The sequence below is a fragment of the Pelagibacterium sp. H642 genome, from assembly GCF_031202855.1.
Classification (GTDB): domain Bacteria; phylum Pseudomonadota; class Alphaproteobacteria; order Rhizobiales; family Devosiaceae; genus Pelagibacterium.
In genome coordinates this window covers 3,462,696-3,478,480 of the sequence record NZ_CP101829.1, presented here as the reverse complement: position 1 = coordinate 3,478,480, position 15,785 = coordinate 3,462,696, and the positions used below count along the sequence as shown (strand labels likewise).

General features: G+C 59.3%; 17 protein-coding genes. 4 read left to right on the top strand and 13 right to left on the bottom strand.

Annotated features, from left to right (window positions below; genetic code table 11):
• Positions 1 to 24: 24 nt before the first annotated feature.
• The 10 genes from NO934_RS17365 to NO934_RS17320 form a co-directional block, all read right to left on the bottom strand.
• Complete coding sequence (locus tag NO934_RS17365; protein ID WP_309161246.1) at positions 25 to 849, bottom strand: MBL fold metallo-hydrolase; 825 nt, start codon at positions 847 to 849, stop codon at positions 25 to 27.
• A complete protein-coding gene (locus tag NO934_RS17360; protein WP_309161245.1) occupies positions 846 to 1,628 on the bottom strand; it encodes a TatD family hydrolase in 783 nt (260 codons plus the stop codon). Before NO934_RS17360 ends, NO934_RS17365 begins: the two co-directional genes overlap by 4 nt.
• Positions 1,628 to 3,181 (bottom strand): methionine--tRNA ligase, encoded by a 1,554-nt coding sequence (metG, locus tag NO934_RS17355; protein ID WP_309161243.1) that lies wholly within the window; start codon positions 3,179 to 3,181, stop codon positions 1,628 to 1,630. The genes NO934_RS17360 and metG overlap by 1 nt, the downstream gene beginning before the upstream one ends.
• A 10-nt stretch (positions 3,182 to 3,191) precedes the next feature.
• Entirely contained in the window at positions 3,192 to 4,223 is a 1,032-nt protein-coding gene (locus tag NO934_RS17350; protein WP_309161242.1) for an AAA family ATPase, read from the bottom strand.
• Entirely contained in the window at positions 4,220 to 4,912 is a 693-nt protein-coding gene (tmk, locus tag NO934_RS17345; RefSeq protein ID WP_309161241.1) for a dTMP kinase, read from the bottom strand. The genes NO934_RS17350 and tmk overlap by 4 nt, the downstream gene beginning before the upstream one ends.
• Before the next feature lie 47 nt (positions 4,913 to 4,959).
• A complete protein-coding gene (locus NO934_RS17340; RefSeq protein WP_309161240.1) occupies positions 4,960 to 6,093 on the bottom strand; it encodes a D-alanyl-D-alanine carboxypeptidase family protein in 1,134 nt (377 codons plus the stop codon).
• A gap of 81 nt (positions 6,094 to 6,174) precedes the next feature.
• Complete coding sequence (locus NO934_RS17335) at positions 6,175 to 7,230, bottom strand: septal ring lytic transglycosylase RlpA family protein (protein ID WP_375143264.1); 1,056 nt, start codon at positions 7,228 to 7,230, stop codon at positions 6,175 to 6,177.
• Positions 7,231 to 7,309: 79 nt separating this feature from the next.
• Entirely contained in the window at positions 7,310 to 8,065 is a 756-nt protein-coding gene (locus NO934_RS17330) for a 5-oxoprolinase subunit PxpA (protein WP_309161238.1), read from the bottom strand.
• A complete protein-coding gene (locus NO934_RS17325; RefSeq protein WP_309161237.1) occupies positions 8,062 to 8,961 on the bottom strand; it encodes a biotin-dependent carboxyltransferase family protein in 900 nt (299 codons plus the stop codon). The genes NO934_RS17330 and NO934_RS17325 overlap by 4 nt, the downstream gene beginning before the upstream one ends.
• The gene (locus NO934_RS17320; protein ID WP_309161235.1) at positions 8,958 to 9,665 is read right to left on the bottom strand and encodes an allophanate hydrolase subunit 1; all 708 of its coding nucleotides are present in this window, start codon (positions 9,663 to 9,665) and stop codon (positions 8,958 to 8,960) included. The genes NO934_RS17325 and NO934_RS17320 overlap by 4 nt, the downstream gene beginning before the upstream one ends.
• Positions 9,666 to 9,711: 46 nt before the next feature.
• On the opposite strand from NO934_RS17320, the gene NO934_RS17315 reads away from it, so the two are divergent.
• From NO934_RS17315 to NO934_RS17300, 4 genes are all read left to right on the top strand, one after another.
• Positions 9,712 to 9,915 (top strand): hypothetical protein, encoded by a 204-nt coding sequence (locus tag NO934_RS17315; protein WP_309161234.1) that lies wholly within the window; start codon positions 9,712 to 9,714, stop codon positions 9,913 to 9,915.
• Between the two features lie 75 nt (positions 9,916 to 9,990).
• Positions 9,991 to 10,236 (top strand): hypothetical protein, encoded by a 246-nt coding sequence (locus NO934_RS17310; RefSeq protein WP_309161233.1) that lies wholly within the window; start codon positions 9,991 to 9,993, stop codon positions 10,234 to 10,236.
• A 103-nt stretch (positions 10,237 to 10,339) separates the two neighbouring features.
• Positions 10,340 to 10,591 (top strand): hypothetical protein, encoded by a 252-nt coding sequence (locus NO934_RS17305; RefSeq protein ID WP_309161231.1) that lies wholly within the window; start codon positions 10,340 to 10,342, stop codon positions 10,589 to 10,591.
• A 92-nt stretch (positions 10,592 to 10,683) separates the two neighbouring features.
• Positions 10,684 to 10,986, top strand: coding sequence for a PRC-barrel domain-containing protein (locus NO934_RS17300; RefSeq protein ID WP_309161230.1), 303 nt, complete (start codon positions 10,684 to 10,686; stop codon positions 10,984 to 10,986).
• 5 nt (positions 10,987 to 10,991) lie between these two features.
• On the opposite strand, the gene NO934_RS17295 is transcribed toward NO934_RS17300, so the two are convergent.
• The 3 genes from NO934_RS17295 to NO934_RS17285 all read right to left on the bottom strand — a co-directional run bounded on the left by NO934_RS17295 (position 10,992) and on the right by NO934_RS17285 (position 15,704).
• Complete coding sequence (locus NO934_RS17295; RefSeq protein WP_309161228.1) at positions 10,992 to 11,705, bottom strand: invasion associated locus B family protein; 714 nt, start codon at positions 11,703 to 11,705, stop codon at positions 10,992 to 10,994.
• A gap of 244 nt (positions 11,706 to 11,949) precedes the next feature.
• Positions 11,950 to 15,426 carry a transcription-repair coupling factor gene (gene mfd, locus NO934_RS17290; protein WP_309161227.1) on the bottom strand — a complete coding sequence of 1,159 codons (3,477 nt, stop codon included), beginning with the start codon at positions 15,424 to 15,426 and terminating at the stop codon, positions 11,950 to 11,952.
• A complete protein-coding gene (locus tag NO934_RS17285) occupies positions 15,426 to 15,704 on the bottom strand; it encodes a succinate dehydrogenase assembly factor 2 (protein ID WP_309161226.1) in 279 nt (92 codons plus the stop codon). The genes mfd and NO934_RS17285 overlap by 1 nt, the downstream gene beginning before the upstream one ends.
• Positions 15,705 to 15,785: the final 81 nt, after the last annotated feature.

The window sequence follows — 15,785 nt, the reverse complement described above, 5'->3', positions numbered from 1 at the left end:
GTGCCCCAATATGCGGTCAAGGCGCTAGAGGCTAACCTCGACCTCCATGCCGTCGTAGGCCGGTACGATATTTTGAGGGAGTTCGGCCACCAGCGTTCCGTAATCCATATCGACATGCAGATTCGTCAGGATAGAGCGGCGCGGCTGGTGTTTCTCGATGAGAGCCAGAGACTCCTCAAGGCTGAGATGGCTTGGGTGCGGCGTATAGCGCAGGGCGTCGAGCACCCATGTGTCAAGACCCTCAAGCGCCCATTGCGAAGTGGACGGTATACTGGAAAGGTCGCAGGAATAAGCGAAGCGGCCGATCCGGAAACCGAGCGAGGTGATAGGGCCGTGCTGCTGCTCGAACGGGTATATCGCCATGCTTCCCCCTGCCCCTTCGATCTCCACGCGATCGCCGGGAGCGATGGAGTGAGCACTGAGGATGGGCGGGTACGGACTATCTTCCGGTGCGGTAAAGCAGTAGCCAAAGGCTTCGCGCAACCTCACTTCAGTTGCTATCGACATATAGACATCGACGCGCCGCTTGGCGTTCAGCGCCAACACGCGCAGATCGTCTATTCCGTGCGTATGGTCGGCATGTTCATGGGTGAACAGGACGCCGTCGATCTGGGGCACTTGAGCCTCCAGCATCTGTTCGCGCAGGTCGGGTCCGGCATCAATGAGCACACGAGTGACGCCAACGGCGCCGTCATAGGTACCCGAAAGAAGCAGAGCGCACCGCCGGCGGCGGTTTTTAGGGTTAGCCGGATCGCATGCCCCCCAGATATTACCAATGCGCGGCACACCGCCGGACGATCCGCAGCCCAGGATTCTTGCCGTGATGCGGGTTGCCGGCTGGGTGCTCATCGGTCGAGTTTTGCCTTGGAAAACAGTCTTTTGAAATTCGCCGTCGATTGCTCCGCAATCGTTTCGAATGAAGTCCCTCGTAATTCAGCGAGCTTCTCGGCGGTGTGCCGCACTAAGCCAGGTTCGTTGGATTTGCCGCGATGTGGCACGGGAGCGAGGTATGGCGCATCGGTTTCAACGAGGAAGCGATCGGCCGGCACGAATTTAGCGGCCTCTTGGATTTCCCGGGCGTTCTTGAATGTGACAATGCCTGAGAACGAAACATAGCCACCCAGTTCGAGGCCGCGCCGGGCCAGCTCGGCGCCGGACGAAAAGCAATGAAGAACGAAGGGAAAGGCCCCCTGCTCCGTCTCCTCCTCGAGAATTGAAATCATATCGTCATCAGCCGAACGCGCATGGATGACGAGCGGCAGACCGGTTAGACGCGAAGCGGCAATGTGGGAACGAAAGCTTTGAGCCTGCGCTTCACGCGGAGAGGAATCGTAGTGGTAGTCGAGCCCTGCCTCGCCGATGGCCACGCATTTCGGATGTTGCGATAAAGCTATGATTTCGTCGATGCTTATGTCGAGTTCTTCATGCGCATTATGGGGATGTGTACCGATCGAGCAGAAGACATTCTCGTGGGCTGCCGCGATGGCGAGCAGCCGTTCGAAACGTCGAATGCGGGTCGATATGGTAACCATATGACTGACGCCATTCTCGCGCGCACGAGCCAGAACACCGTCAATATCATCGGCCAGCACGTCGAAATCGAGATGGCAATGGCTGTCGACTAGCATCAGGCCGCGCCTTCGTCCTTTTCGACATAGCGCGGGAAGATGCCTTGCGGCGGCGGAAGCGGTGTGCCGGAAGCCAGCCGGCCGTAGCTGCCCAACTGCTCGAAGGCGCGTCCTTCAGCGTGAAGGCCGAGGAGATCCAGCAGCTTGGTGCAGGACTCCGGCATCACCGGCTGGGCAAGAATGGCGACCTGACGCACCACCTCTATCGTGACGTAAAGAACGGTAGCCATGCGCTGAGGGTCGGTTTTGCGTAGCGCCCAAGGCTCCTGGGTCGCGAAATAGCGGTTAGCGTCGGCCACGACCTGCCAAACTGCGTTCAGCATCTGGTGGATGGCCTGGTCTGCCATGGCATTGCGCGATGTTTCAAGAAGTGCGTCGGCCGCAGAAAGGATCGCCTGGTCGTCGGCGGTGAATTCGCCGGGCGTCGGCACCTGTCCGTCGCAATTTTTGGCGACCATCGAGAGCGAGCGCTGGGCGAGGTTGCCCAGATCATTGGCGAGGTCGGCATTGATGCGGTTGACGATGGCCTCGTGATTGTACGAGCCATCCTGGCCGAAAGACACCTCGCGCAGGAAATAATAGCGCATGGCATCGAGGCCGTATTTGTCGATGAGGTCGAACGGATCGACCACGTTGCCCACCGACTTGCTCATCTTTTCGCCGCGGTTGAAAAGGAAGCCGTGCGCAAAAACACGCTTAGGCAACTCGATCCCGGCACTCATCAGGAAAGCAGGCCAGTAAACGGCATGAAAACGAATGATGTCCTTGCCTATCATGTGGATGTCGGCCGGCCAGTATTTCCACCGTTCCGCGCTTTCGTTCGGATAGCCGGCGGCGGTAATATAGTTGGTCAGGGCGTCGACCCAAACGTACATGATGTGCTTGGGATCGTTGGGAACCGGGATGCCCCAATCGAAGGTCGTGCGCGATATTGAAAGATCACGCAGACCGGATTTGACGAAACTGGCGACTTCGTTGCGCCGCTCAGCCGGCAAGATGAAGCCCGGGTTGGCCTCGTAGTGGGCCAGCAGCTTTTCACCATAAGCCGAAAGGCGGAAAAAATAGCTTTCCTCTTCAACCCATTCGACAGGTGAACCCAACGGTTCACGGCGGACGCCGTCTTCGCTGACGGTGGTTTCCTTCTCGTCGAAAAAGGCTTCCTGCCGCACCGAGTACCAGCCGGAATAGGAATCGAGATAGATATCGCCCTTTGCGACCATCTTGTCCCAGATCGCTTGGGAAGCGGCGTGATGGCGTTGTTCGGTGGTCCGAATATAGTCGTCGTACGAAATGTTGAGCTTGGCCCAGAGATCCTTGAAGACCTGCGAGTTCTTCGTCGCCAACTCGAGCGGGGTGATCCCTTCCTTTTCGGCCGTCTGTTGCATCTTCTGACCATGTTCATCGGTACCGGTCAGAAAAAACACATCCTTGCCATCAAGCCGGTGGAAGCGCGCGATGACATCGCTGGCGATGGCGGTATAGGCGTGGCCGATATGGGGTACGCCGTTGGGGTAGAAGATCGGCGTTGTGATGTAGAAAGTCGGGCGGCTCATGGGCGATTGGTCAGCTCACGGGAGTGGTTCTGCGCACATGGTCACGGATGAGATCGAACACCGCAACCAGGGTTTGCCGCCGGTCGAGATTGTAGATATCGGCGTCAGCGACAAGGGCGTTGGCCTTCTCCCATAGTGTATTGGCAGACGCAAGGCGGAAACGCGCCGATGCGTCTTCTCGCGCGGCAATCGCGGCTTCGGCAGCCAACCAATCGCGGATCATGTCCTGGCCGAAGGCCAACTCCGCGCCTTTTGCGGCGGCGAGCCCATCTGCGATGGCAAGATGAGCGCGGGTCGGGTGGGAGGCCGGGGCCTTAAGCCAAGTCTGGAGCGCATCGAGTACATCGCCCTCCTCCAGCATCAAGGCCTCGAACCCGCGGCGAGGACGGCCCTGAGCGAAGCTGACGGCGCGGGAAAGCTCGGAAGATTCGAGATCGGAGCGCACTGACGAGAGCACCGTTTCGACTTGGTCATCTGCAATCGGGCGCAGACCGAAGCTTTGACATCGGGACCGGATGGTTGCCAGCATGCCTCCCGGCCGGTGAGAAATGACGATGAACATCGTCTCGGCGGGGGGCTCCTCAAGCGTTTTCAGGAGCGCATTGGCCGAACTGGCGTTGCAGTCATCGACGCTGTCGATGATTGCGATGCGGTACCCTGCCCTGCCCCGCGTTTGATGAAGCGCGTCGCGCATGGCGCGGACATCATCAACGCGGATTACCGAAAAATACCGTTCGGCATTGGCGGGATCAGCCGCGCGTCGCAAAACGAAAAGGTTCGGGTGCGAAAGCGCTGCGAGCTGGGCGGCAACCCGATATTCGCTTTCGTCCGATGTCCGCGAGAGAACAAGACGGGCAAGGTCAAAGGCAAACGTAGCTTTGCCTACCCCACGAGGACCATGCAACAGAATTGCACTGGGCAGCCGACCACGCTCCAGTGCATTGGTGAGAGTTTGAAAGGCCTCTTCGTGTCCGAGCCGGCGCCCGAACTCGGGTGCTGGGACTCCTTCGATCTGGTCCGCTTCGCGGCGTTCCACGCTCACTCTGCCAGCCTTTCGGCCGGCAGATCGGAAAAATGGTCCTCTAACGCCGCCCAAACCGCTTCGGCCAGAGTGTCCTCGTCGGTGTCGGCAGACAAGACCACACATCGGCCGGGATTTGCGACGGCGATGGCGAGGAAATTATCACGCAGCCGACGATGGAAAGAGAGATCTTCCTTTTCAAATCGGTCGGCAAGCGCCGGCATGCCGTCGTCGAGAGCGCGCTGCCGCACGCGTTCGAAAGCGATGTCGGGATCCATATCCAAAATGATGGTCAGATCAGGTGTGTGTCCGTTGAGCGCAAGATGCTCGAGGGCGTCGATGAGCTTATCGTCAACGCCACCGGTCAGTCCCTGATATGCCCGCGTCGAATCCGCGAAGCGGTCGCAAATGACCCATTTCCCGGCAGCGAGGGAGGGAGCGATCAGTTCGTTGACATGATCGAGCCGGGCGGCGGCAAACAGTACCGCCTCGGCGCCCACACCCCAGCTCTCCGGCTTGCCTTGCAGGATGAATGAGCGGATAGCCTCTGCTTTTGGCGTTCCCCCCGGTTCGCGGGTGCGCACCACTGCGATACCCCGCCCGGCCAACCGATCGGCTAGGCGGCGGACCTGGGTCGATTTCCCCACACCCTCGCCACCCTCGAACGTGATGAAACGGGGTTTCGTCGATCGCTCCTGGTCGGCGGCCATGGATATCCATTCAGCTCTTGTCGTTGCCGGCACAAATGCCGGATGCATCAGATCCAGCCGAAGGCCATTTCCCAAAGAGCGTCGGTCGCCTTGCGCACGATGTCGCCCTCGCCAACAGACTCGGCTGCATAAAGCGGCGCGGTCTGGATAAGCTGGTCATCGCAAAGTATGTTGAGTTGCGCAAGTCTGTCGCCGGCTTCAACGGGCGGCAAAATGGGTGCGGTGTAAGCTATGTTGGCAGAAAGGCAGCGCCGGTTACCTCGCGGTAGGTAAATGTCGATGCTACCTTCGCCCACGAGCCCGACCTGCGCGGTTTCCCCGCCATAAACATTCGCATAGCCGACAATGGCATTTTCCGCGAAGGCCGGAATGCGCTCGAAACTGCGCGCGCCCCAGGTTATGAGCTTGCGCGCTTCTTCGTTACGCTCATTGATGCTCTCCATGCCATGGAGCACGCCCACAAGCCGCCGCCCGCCTTCGGTGGTCGAAACGACAATGCCATAACCGGCTGCGGTCGTATGGCCCGTCTTGAGGCCGTCAACACCGATCCCGAGTCCAAGCAAACCGTTACGGTTGGATTGGGTAATCCCGTTCCAGGTGAACTCCTCAACGGCGAACACGGGATAGTAGTCCGGGAACTCCCGTATGATGTAACGGCCGAGATCGGCGAGATCCCGTGCCGTCACATGCATTTCGGGGTCGGGCAACCCGCTCGCGTTGGTAAAGTGAGAATCCTCCAATCCGATATCGAGCGCGAACTCGTTCATGATGGCGGCAAACGACGCTTCGCTCCCGGCGATCCCTTCGGCCAAGGCGATCGCCGCATCATTGCCTGATTGGATGATCACCGAATGGAGAAGATCATCGACACTGATCTGCGAACCCAGTTCGGCAAACATGGTCGAACCGCCCGACGGAGCGCCGCCTGTGCGCCAGGCATGTTCGGAAATGAAGAACTGGTCGGTGAGTTCGAGAGCGCCGCGATCGACCATGTCGAGAACCACGGCGATAGTCATCAGCTTGGCCATACTGGCCGGCTCGATGGGGGTATCGGCATCCTTTTGGTACAGGACGGTTCCGGATTCCTGATCAACGAGGATGGCGTAGGGTGCGCTGGTGTCGAAATCGAGTTGGGCATTGGCGTTGCCCGATAGCGCCCCAAAGAACGCGATGCCAAACAACGCTAAGCGCCCAAGGCGCCCCAAACCAACCATGAGAAGTCATCGCGCCGTAGCGCTACTCCCAACTTAAACCTCTTCCAATCAATACAAAATCGTAGGGGACAAGCCAAGGGATGTGGTCAGTTGCAGGGCGTCGGTTTCAGTCACACCTTCGCGAAGATGGCTCAGCATCAGGTGCGTGACTGTCTGCTCGCCCTGTACGATCGTCGTCGTATCGACGGCCCCCAGCAACGCAACCTCGGTAGCGATCTCCCGGGCGGCATCTTCACTCTCGAAGGTGCCGAGCACCATGCGGATGGGCGTGCCGGCAGGCTCCTCCACGGGCTCAAGGTCCTGCATGGCGCTGTAAGAGAGCACCTGGAATGGGATGTGATCGGGTGCGGCAGGGGCTACGGCAGCATTTGCCGCTTCGCTGGCCGTAGCGGGGCGCGGTACCGGTGTTGGCGCGGTGCTCGCAGTGGCCGGAGGCATCGCGTCGACAACCTGCGTCTGCTGATAGGCCATGCGGGTGTTTATCTCGTACGGCGTCAATTGATTGATCGATGCCGTGAGAAACCGCGTATCGTCGCCATTGAGCGGCGCCGGCCCGACATATTGCACCCGCACCTTCGCGGTGCCCTGCTGCTGGAAACCTAGAACCTGGGCCGTATGGCGGGAAAGATCGATCACACGATCGTTCGAGAACGGTCCCCGGTCATTGATCCGCACAAGCGCGGACGTACCATTTTCGAGATTGGTTACGCGCACATAGGAGGGCAACGGCAGTGTCGGGTGAGCGCCCGAGAGATAGTGCTGATCGAAAATCTCGCCATTGGCAGTGAGGCGCCCGTGAAAGGCTGGGCCATACCAGGACGCGGTGCCTGTCTGATCGAGGTCAGGCTGCTCGCGCGGCACAAAACGGTTGCCCGCGACAGTGTAAGGTTTCCCCACCTGATAGCGCCCACCGCCCTTGGGCGGATGATACGCGGTGCTTACCCTCGGCGAGGCACCGACTCCCATCGAAGATTCGGAGAAAAATTCATTACCGGCAAAAAGATCGGCGCCCGCGCAGCCACTCAGAATCATCGCCGATACCGCAGCCGTACCCATGGCAGCGGCAAACGAGCGGCGGCGCGCCGATGCAGTTTTGATGCTCATACAATCCGACCCAGTACAAACAAGATTGTCGATGCGTTCGCACGAGTCTTTGAAAAACCATAGCTTTGTGTAGGTTCTGTTAACGGAGCGGCAATCTGGCGTTCGATGGCAGCACCATAAAACCCGCCCCCTGCAGCGCCTCGCGGACCGATCTCGCCAGCCCGACTGCGCCGGGCGTGTCCCCGTGCAAGCATATGGATCGCGCATCCGATCGAAAGACGCTGCCGTCGATAGCAATAATCTCCCCTTTCTTGGCGAGGCGCAAACAGCGTTCGACAACCGTCTGCTCATCTTCGATCACGCTGCCCGGTAGGCTTCGAGATGCAAGTAGCCCGTCAGCCGTATAGGCACGGTCGGCGTAGGCTTCCGATATAAAATCAAGCTCGAGTCCGCTCGCCGCCTCGGTCTGCGCGGATTGGGCAAGCGCCAGAACCGCTAATTCCGGGAACTCGGTATTGATGGCGGAAAAGATAGTCGATGCAAGATTACTATCTTCGGAAGCCATATTGGCCAGCGCCCCGTGAAGCTTGAAATACTCCACTCTCGCGCCCTCCTCGACCGCGATCGCCTTAAGGGTCGTAATCTGGTCGATTACCTGTCCGCAAATCGTCGCCAGAGGCAGATCCAGGCGGCGGCGGCCGAAATGTTCCCGGTCGGCAAAGCCGGGATGCGCGCCTATCGTGACATGGTGGGCCAAAGCCCCGCGGAGGGCCGTGCGCATGGTGGTCTCATCGCCAGCGTGACCACCACAGGCGATCGAAGCGCGGGTGACGATTTGCAGCATCGCCAGGTCATCTCCGACGCCCTCCCCTAGATCGGCATTAAGATCGATCACTTCCGCGCTCCCGCTATCCTGTTGGCATGCTCGACGGTGACAGAAGCAAAGCGGACAAGCCGCCCCGGCCGCGTCTGCGCAAACCGATCGATATCCGCATCGATAATCGTCCCGATCCGCGGATAGCCGCCGGTGGGCTGGTTGTCGCGCATGAGCACGATGGGCGTTCCGTCGCCCAGAATCTGGATGTCGCCTGGCACTACCGCATCGGAAACGAGGCCAAGAATCCGCGCCTTCTCGAAAACCGATGCGGTGTCCTCTAGTCTCACTCCCATCCTGTCCATGCGCGGTGAGACGCGGAAATCCGTACCGATGAATGCCTCGCGAACTGTGGAAGGAAAAAGTTCGGCATGAATGCCCCAGACGAAGCGGATTGCGCCCGTCTCTTCATTTTCGGAACGAACCGGTTCGGGTGAATCGGCCTCCAGCGCCACGAGTCCCAACGCGTCTCCAACCCGCAGCGCCCTACCCTCCAGTCCTCCCAGTCCGACGGTGGCGTTTGTGGATCGGCTCCCAAGAACCTCTGGCACATCGATCTGTGCGGCAAAGCGTATGTAACCATAGTTTCCCGCCGGACCCGTCCGCATAAACACTCGCGAGCCATCGACAAGTTCGACGGAAGTCGGCCAGGGTCGAGGCTCGCCATCCACCTCGAGGAGGAACACCCCGCCGGCGAATCCGGCGATCAGCGGGCGCCCACGATAGATAAAGTCGACCCCCTGCGGTCCCACCTCGATGGCTGCGCCACAGGCTCTGTTCGTGACGTCCGCCGCCCGACGGTAGCCATTGCGATCCATTGGGCCGGAAGCACCGATGCCGTGCGAGACCAGTCCAATTCGCCCCTCATCCTGGATCGTAGTCAGAGGGCTGACGCGCAAAAGCTCGACGTGGCTCATGATGCCACCTCGAACGTCACCTTGTCTCCGGCACGTATCCGCGTTGGGGGCATTGTACCAGGATCGAAATTGATAAACTTTGTGCGTCCGATGACCGACCAGCCGGTTGGAATAGACGTCGCCGCGATGGCCGTTTGGCGCGCGGCAAACAGCACGCTCCCTGGCGGAACGAAGGAGCGCACTGCCTCGCGTCTCGGCATGGATAGTGCCTCGGAGTGCAGACCGCAGTAGACAAACCCCGGCGCGAATCCCGTCGAAAGCACCGTTAGAGATGCGGCGCTGTGCAGTTGTATGAATTTCGGCATGTCCAATCCGAGGCTTTCGGCCACTGCCGCGAGATCAGGACCGTGTTCTCCCCCATAGAAAATGGGAACCCTGTGCGTTGCCCAACTTTCCTCGCCCGTATAGCTGGCGCCGACAATGCGAATTTCGCCACATAGGGCATTGTAGCCAATGCGCTGCGGGTCGTAGCGAACCAGAACCGAAACGAGATTGGGAACGATCTCAATCACGCCCGAGAGGTCGGCCGCCCTGATGTTTCGCGAGAACGCTATCGCTGCCGCGTTTGCCTCAAGGGTCAGTCGATCCGCAAAGCGAATGAGAATCGCGCTATCGCCTAGTGGCATCAATCTCGGCGCCATGAGGGGACTGCGTTCTTCTGCCAAGGCCTGACCTTCCTCGTTACTCCCCGAGCCTGCTTGCATTGGCTGTCTAAACGGGAGACGATCATCTCAATTGGGTGGAGATATCATGCGGATTTTTCTCATTGCGGCCAGTCTTCTCGTCGTCATCCTCCTGCTGATCGGGCTGCGATTGTCGGCGGCCGAGTTCGGCATCGCAATGCTGGGTGGTGCATCGGTGGTGGCAGTCGTCATGTTTTTCATCACTCGCCGGCGCTACCAACGCATGACTGATGCCGAAAAGGATGAACGGGAGCCTCCCACCCTGCCCTAGGCGCGGCCCGCATTTGATTCAATTTGACGCGGGCTTGTTTGCCGACGATTTTGCCTCTAGGGGCACCATGGTGCTATGAAACATATGTCACTCGATCAGTTGCGCCAGAAAACCGTTTGCGGACAGGCCCACGCGGTCCTAGAAAGCTTGGCCCGTTCACGGAGCCTGCCGGGCGAACTCAGTATTTCCATCGAGGAAATCCTCGAACGCGCCTGGGAGATCGCGTATCGCCGGCCGGTCGAAACATCGACAGAAAACGTGATCGAAGTACCGGATTGGGCATTCCGGCAGAACATGGGCTCGCGATCGGCGGCAGTCTGAGATCACCCATAATTAATCCGATCGCGAAGCCAAGGGGCTAGAAAAAGCCGGCGAGCCGATGCATAGGATCGATTGCCTTCGAAACAGGTGTGGGACCGGACTTATGAAAATCGCCGCCGCCGTGCTTGTCGCTCTGCTTTGCGCGGGCTGTGCCTCTTCTTCTTCGAATCCGTCACGGAGCCTGGAGCAGGCCACGGTTCGTCAGAAGGCAGAGGTTGAATGCGTTTCCGGCAATATCGGAGACAATGGCTGCAAGACGGAATACGGCTTTATGATCGTGACCCCGGTTAACCTCGGGGGCGTGCCTAGCGTCGAGGATCTGCGTGCTCCCGACGCCGGGAAATCCGAGTTCTAGGGCGTATCCAGCAAATCCCGAGGGCTCTAATTAGCGGAACCGCAGACAGACCTTGGGATTATCCTTGCCCATCCCATGCAAGGAGACACATCATGGATCATTCATCCCACGTCCGCTTGGCAGAAAGCGAACTGACCGAAAGTGTACTCAAGGACGCCACGGTTTACGGTGCCGACGATCATAAGGTGGGCCAAGTATCTCACCTTCACGGAACAGGTTCCATGGCCGAGGCCGTGATCGACGTGGGCGGCTTCCTGGGGATTGGCTCGAAGCCTGTGGCAGTTCCCCTTGGTCAGCTCGATTTCATGCGCGATGAAGACGGAAACGTTCACGCCGTAACGAGCTGGACCAAGGACGAACTCAAAGACATGCCGGAGCATCGGCACCAGCACTAAGCCAGTTACTGCGCAGGCGCAGCCTCGGGCGCGGCACCTTCGGCGGGAGCTTCGCCCGCGGCAGCTTCGCCGCCGGTTTCCATGTCTTCCCGGAGCTGGTTTGCACGCTCCTGAAGAACCTGCTCAAGAACGTTTTCAGTCGAATTGGCCTGATTCAGCTCCTCGATCGAAATCCCCTCGGGATTGTCATAGGTCGCGGTGAAGCCGGCAAGGTCGATATTGATCGTGATGTCCTCGTTCTGCCGGTTCTTGGCAATCAGCTTGAGCTGGCTGCCGCGCTTTAGGCTCTGAATATAGGATTCGTTGACGACGAGTTGGGCCGAGCACGCCTGCGGATCGCAAAGCATGTAGGGAACGCGCACCGGCTTGCCGCTATCGATCTGCCAGGTGAGCCCAAACGGTAGCAAAACCCCGATCGGCACGGAGGCAACGGCGAGCAGCCGGCTTTCCTGGCTCGGATCGTCACGCAGGAGGAATGAGCCGGTGAAAACGCCAGTGTTGGTCACGACCTGGCGCATGATGCAAGCTTGCCCTCCATCGTCGAGTTCGCTGCAAACCTTGAGCCAGTTGTTTTCAGTCGAACCGTCGGCCGTTTCAGCCGTATCGACCACTCCCGCGCCCGCGGCTCCTGCGGCTTCCTGCGCATAACCGGTGCCAGCCATCGAAAAGGCTAGTCCCGTGGCGACAGCGCCGGCAAGTATCGCGTTTAAAACTTTCATGGAAATTCCTGTTGCTCTAGGCGGTTAAACCCGCCGGAATCGAACGGATTGGGTACTTTCAAGAGCGGCGAAATCGGGCAATAGCATGACACCGTCTCTCTGCCAACGACGTTGAACTCGACGTGTGACCCAAAGGCTTCACCCCGGATACTCTTGGGTTTGATGATGAACCTGATCGCCAGCCTTGAAGCACCCATGACGAAAAATTGATGCGGTCCATCACCTATATGACAATGAGCCGCCCCTAAGCGCTGGCCAGCGCCGCAAGCCGCGACAGGATTGCTGCGCTGCCTTTGAGACGCTGCTCTGCGGTCGGCCAATTGCGTGCGAACATGATCTTCTGATCAGGCCGCAGCTTGGCCGCCTGTCCTGGGTCGGCGATATGGCGCACCAATCCGGCAGGATTTGGGAAAACCCCGTTCCGCAATGTGATTAATGCGCCCTTGGGACCTGCATCGACCTTTTCCACATTGGCAGCACGGCACAGCGATTTGATCAGCACAACTTTGAGCAGCGCTTCGACTTCCTCTGGCAAGGGACCGAACCTATCGATCATTTCGGCACCCAAGGCGTCGATTTCGCGGGGCTCCGTCAGGTCGCCCAGCCGACGATAGAGCTGCATGCGCACCTGGAGATCGGGCACGTAACCTTCAGGAATCATCACCGGCATGCCCAGAGAGATCTGTGGGGACCATTGCCCCGCCTCTTCTTCCTCGGCCGCCTGCCCTGCCCGCAGCGAGGCGACCGCTTCTTCCAACATGGATTGATAGAGTTCGAACCCCACTTCACGGATGTGGCCGGATTGCTCTTCGCCGAGCAAATTTCCTGCCCCGCGAATATCGAGATCGTGGCTGGCAAGCTGGAAACCGGCGCCCAGCGATTCGAGCGACTGAAGCACCTGCAGTCGCCGCTGCGCCTGATCGTTGAGCTTGCGATCGGCCGGAACGGTGAAGATCGCATAAGCTCGGGTTTTCGACCGGCCGATGCGGCCCCGGATCTGATAGAGCTGGGCCAGACCAAACTTGTCGGCACGGTGAACGATCAGCGTATTGGCTGTCGGAACGTCCAGACCGGATTCGACAATCGTTGTCGCGACGAGAACATCGAATTTACCGTCATAAAAGGCGTTCATCGTGTCATCGAGTTGTTGCGGCGGCATCTGGCCATTCGCAACCACGAAGCTGACCTCGGGTACGTGTTCCTTGAGGAATTGGGCGATGTCCGGTTGATCCGAAATACGGGGACAGACGTAGAAAGCCTGTCCGCCGCGATATTTTTCGCGCAGCAGCGCTTCGCGGACGACAAGCGGATCGAAGGGCGACACGAAGGTGCGGATGGCGAGCCTGTCCACCGGCGGGGTCGCCAGTAGCGACAGATCGCGAACGCCCGTGAGTGCGAGTTGCAGCGTGCGCGGGATGGGTGTCGCCGACAGCGTCAGAACATGAACGTTGCTCTTGAGTTCCTTGAGCCGTTCCTTGTGCCCCACCCCGAAATGTTGCTCCTCATCGATGATCAGCAAGCCCAGGTCACGGAAGGCTATGGACTTCGAAAGCAGTGCGTGAGTGCCGACGACGACATCGACACTGCCGTCCTTGAGACCGTCCTTGGTGGCCTTCAGTTCGGCGGCAGGCACGAGACGCGAAGCTTGCCGAACCCGGACGGGAAGGCCGGCGAAACGCTCGGAGAAGGTCTTGAAATGCTGTCGGGAGAGCAGCGTCGTCGGCACGACTACCGCAACCTGCTTTCCGCTCATCGCCATGATAAAAGCAGCGCGCAGCGCCACTTCGGTCTTGCCGAATCCTACGTCACCGCAGACCAGGCGATCCATGATGCGACCCGACGTGAGGTCATCGAATACCGCTTCAATGGTCGCAAGCTGATCTTCGGTTTCCTCATAGGGAAAGCGGGCCGAGAACTCGTCGTAGGAGCCGGTCTGGATTTCCACAGGCTCGGTGGTAGCCGTTTCGCGGGCTGCAGCGATCTTGATGAGCTGCTCGGCCATGTCGCGGATGCGCTGTTTGAGCTTGGACTTTTTAGCCTGCCAAGCCACGCCTCCGAGCTTATCGAGCTCGGCGCCTTCCGAGCCGTAGCGCGACAAAAGCTCGATATTTTCGACCGGCAGGTAGAGTTTATCGCCCTTGGCATATTCGATTTCGACGCAATCATGCGGCGCACCGGCTGCCTCGATGGCCTTGAGGCCAATGAAACGGCCGATGCCGTGGTCGACGTGAACCACCAAATCACCGGCCGAAAGACTTGTTGCTTCGGTAAGCGCATCGGACGCCTTCTTGCGCCGCGCCTGGCGGATTATGCGCTCGCCTAGGATATCCTGCTCGGACAAAACCGCAATGTCGTCGGTGATATAGCCGGTTTCAAGCGGGACCACGACCAGGCCGAGTTGACCGACCTTGAGAGCGGAAATTTGATGCCAGTTTTCGAGCTTTTTAATCGCCTTGAGCCCGTGATCCTTGAGAACCTGCCCCATGCGATCCCGGGTACCTTCGGTCCAGCACGTCACGACGGTTTTCCGCCCTGCCCGCGCCTCGGACTTGATCCGGCTAATCACCGCTTCGAAAAGATTGGTATCGGTGGCCTGTCGTTCGGCGGCGAAATTGGGAGCCAGATGGCCGGCGCAATCGATGACCGGCAGGCTCTCATCGGCGGGGAGGAACGGGGTGAGCTCGGAAATTTCGTGACCGCGAACCAACTCATAAGGGGAGCTGTCGACGTGGTATAGCAGTGCTGGTGCGATCGGCTTATAGGGCGCGCCGGCGGTATTTCCCTGCTCGCGGACTTCCTTGCGGGCGGCATGATAGTCGCGGATCTGCTCGCGGCGCTCGCCATAGGCCTCGCGCACCTGATCGTCAAAAAATACTGGCGCATCAGCAAGATAGGAGGCTAGCGTCCCCATTTCTTCATAGAAGAACGGCAGCCAATGCTCCATTCCCGCAAAGCGTTGTCCGGCGCTGATGGCGCCGTAGAGCGGATCATCGGCCGTGTTGCCACCGAAGGCTTTTGTGTAGTTGAGGCGGAAGCGGCGGATGGTGTCTTCGGTGAGCAGTGCTTCGCTCATCGGGACCAGGGTTATGGAGCGAACATTGCCCGTGGTCCGCTGGCTTTCCGGGTCGAATGTTCTAATTGTTTCAAGCTGTTGACCGAAAAAATCGAAGCGCAGCGGTGCGTCGCGGCCGGCAGGATAGAGGTCGATAAGGCCGCCACGAACCGCATATTCTCCCGCTTCGCGGACTGTGGGCACGCGGAGATAGCCGTTGTTGTTGGCCCAGGCGATGAGCTTCTCACCATCTACGATACGGCCTGCGGCAGCAGAAAAAGTCATGGATTCAACGACATCGCGAGGAACGACACGTTGAATGAAGGCATTGACGGCGGTGAGGACGATTGCCCCTTTGGTGCCGGAATCGACCAATTGCGCCAAGGTAGCCATGCGGGCGGAAATGGTCACCGCATTAGGGGAAACACGGTCGTAGGGGAGGCAATCCCAGGCGGGGAAAGTGAGGACCGGATGGCCGGGGAGCATGGCTTCGAGGGCGTCGGCCATGCGCTGGAGGCGGCGGCCGTCACGCGCAACAAAGCAAATGGAAACAGGAGCTTGCGGCACCTCTTTTAACCGCTCCTCGATCGCGCGCGCCAGCACCGCCGGCTGCATGCCGTCGGGGAGATTGGCTAAAATCCGGGAGGGGCGGTCGGAAAGGTCGGTCATCAGGATCGGGATTGGGAGAGCTTGTGATTTCGGATCATGCCGATCAGATCGCGATCGGCATTTTCGGGGATGTCGCGCTGGCCCACGAGCCATGCCTGAAGGTCAGTTTCCTCTTGTTCCAGCAGGACTTCCAGCCGATCCAGCATGGCGGAATCAAACGTATCCAGATGGTCTGCGACGAAGCCGCCGATCAGGATATCCATTTCCTGGGTGCCGCGATGGTTGGCGCGGTAGAGCACGCGCTTGCGCCGCGTCTGAAGGTCTTCGGAATCGGTCATTTGTGCCGCATAACAGGGTTGAGATCGGAGTTAATAGCCGTGATCGACAAGTCTGTCAGCCTTTTGCAAACACGCTTGTGC

Coding starts and splice junctions, on each gene's coding strand:
- NO934_RS17315 (WP_309161234.1), top strand. CDS start 9,712: ATGCGGATTTTTCTCATTGCGGCCAGTCTTCTCGTCGTCATCCTCCTG.
- NO934_RS17325 (WP_309161237.1), bottom strand. CDS start 8,961: ATGAGCCACGTCGAGCTTTTGCGCGTCAGCCCTCTGACTACGATCCAG.
- NO934_RS17360 (WP_309161245.1), bottom strand. CDS start 1,628: ATGCTAGTCGACAGCCATTGCCATCTCGATTTCGACGTGCTGGCCGAT.
- mfd (WP_309161227.1), bottom strand. CDS start 15,426: ATGACCGACCTTTCCGACCGCCCCTCCCGGATTTTAGCCAATCTCCCC.
- NO934_RS17310 (WP_309161233.1), top strand. CDS start 9,991: ATGAAACATATGTCACTCGATCAGTTGCGCCAGAAAACCGTTTGCGGA.
- NO934_RS17320 (WP_309161235.1), bottom strand. CDS start 9,665: ATGCAAGCAGGCTCGGGGAGTAACGAGGAAGGTCAGGCCTTGGCAGAA.
- tmk (WP_309161241.1), bottom strand. CDS start 4,912: ATGGCCGCCGACCAGGAGCGATCGACGAAACCCCGTTTCATCACGTTC.
- NO934_RS17300 (WP_309161230.1), top strand. CDS start 10,684: ATGGATCATTCATCCCACGTCCGCTTGGCAGAAAGCGAACTGACCGAA.
- NO934_RS17305 (WP_309161231.1), top strand. CDS start 10,340: ATGAAAATCGCCGCCGCCGTGCTTGTCGCTCTGCTTTGCGCGGGCTGT.
- NO934_RS17365 (WP_309161246.1), bottom strand. CDS start 849: ATGAGCACCCAGCCGGCAACCCGCATCACGGCAAGAATCCTGGGCTGC.
- metG (WP_309161243.1), bottom strand. CDS start 3,181: ATGAGCCGCCCGACTTTCTACATCACAACGCCGATCTTCTACCCCAAC.
- NO934_RS17335 (WP_375143264.1), bottom strand. CDS start 7,230: ATGAGCATCAAAACTGCATCGGCGCGCCGCCGCTCGTTTGCCGCTGCC.
- NO934_RS17285 (WP_309161226.1), bottom strand. CDS start 15,704: ATGACCGATTCCGAAGACCTTCAGACGCGGCGCAAGCGCGTGCTCTAC.
- NO934_RS17295 (WP_309161228.1), bottom strand. CDS start 11,705: ATGAAAGTTTTAAACGCGATACTTGCCGGCGCTGTCGCCACGGGACTA.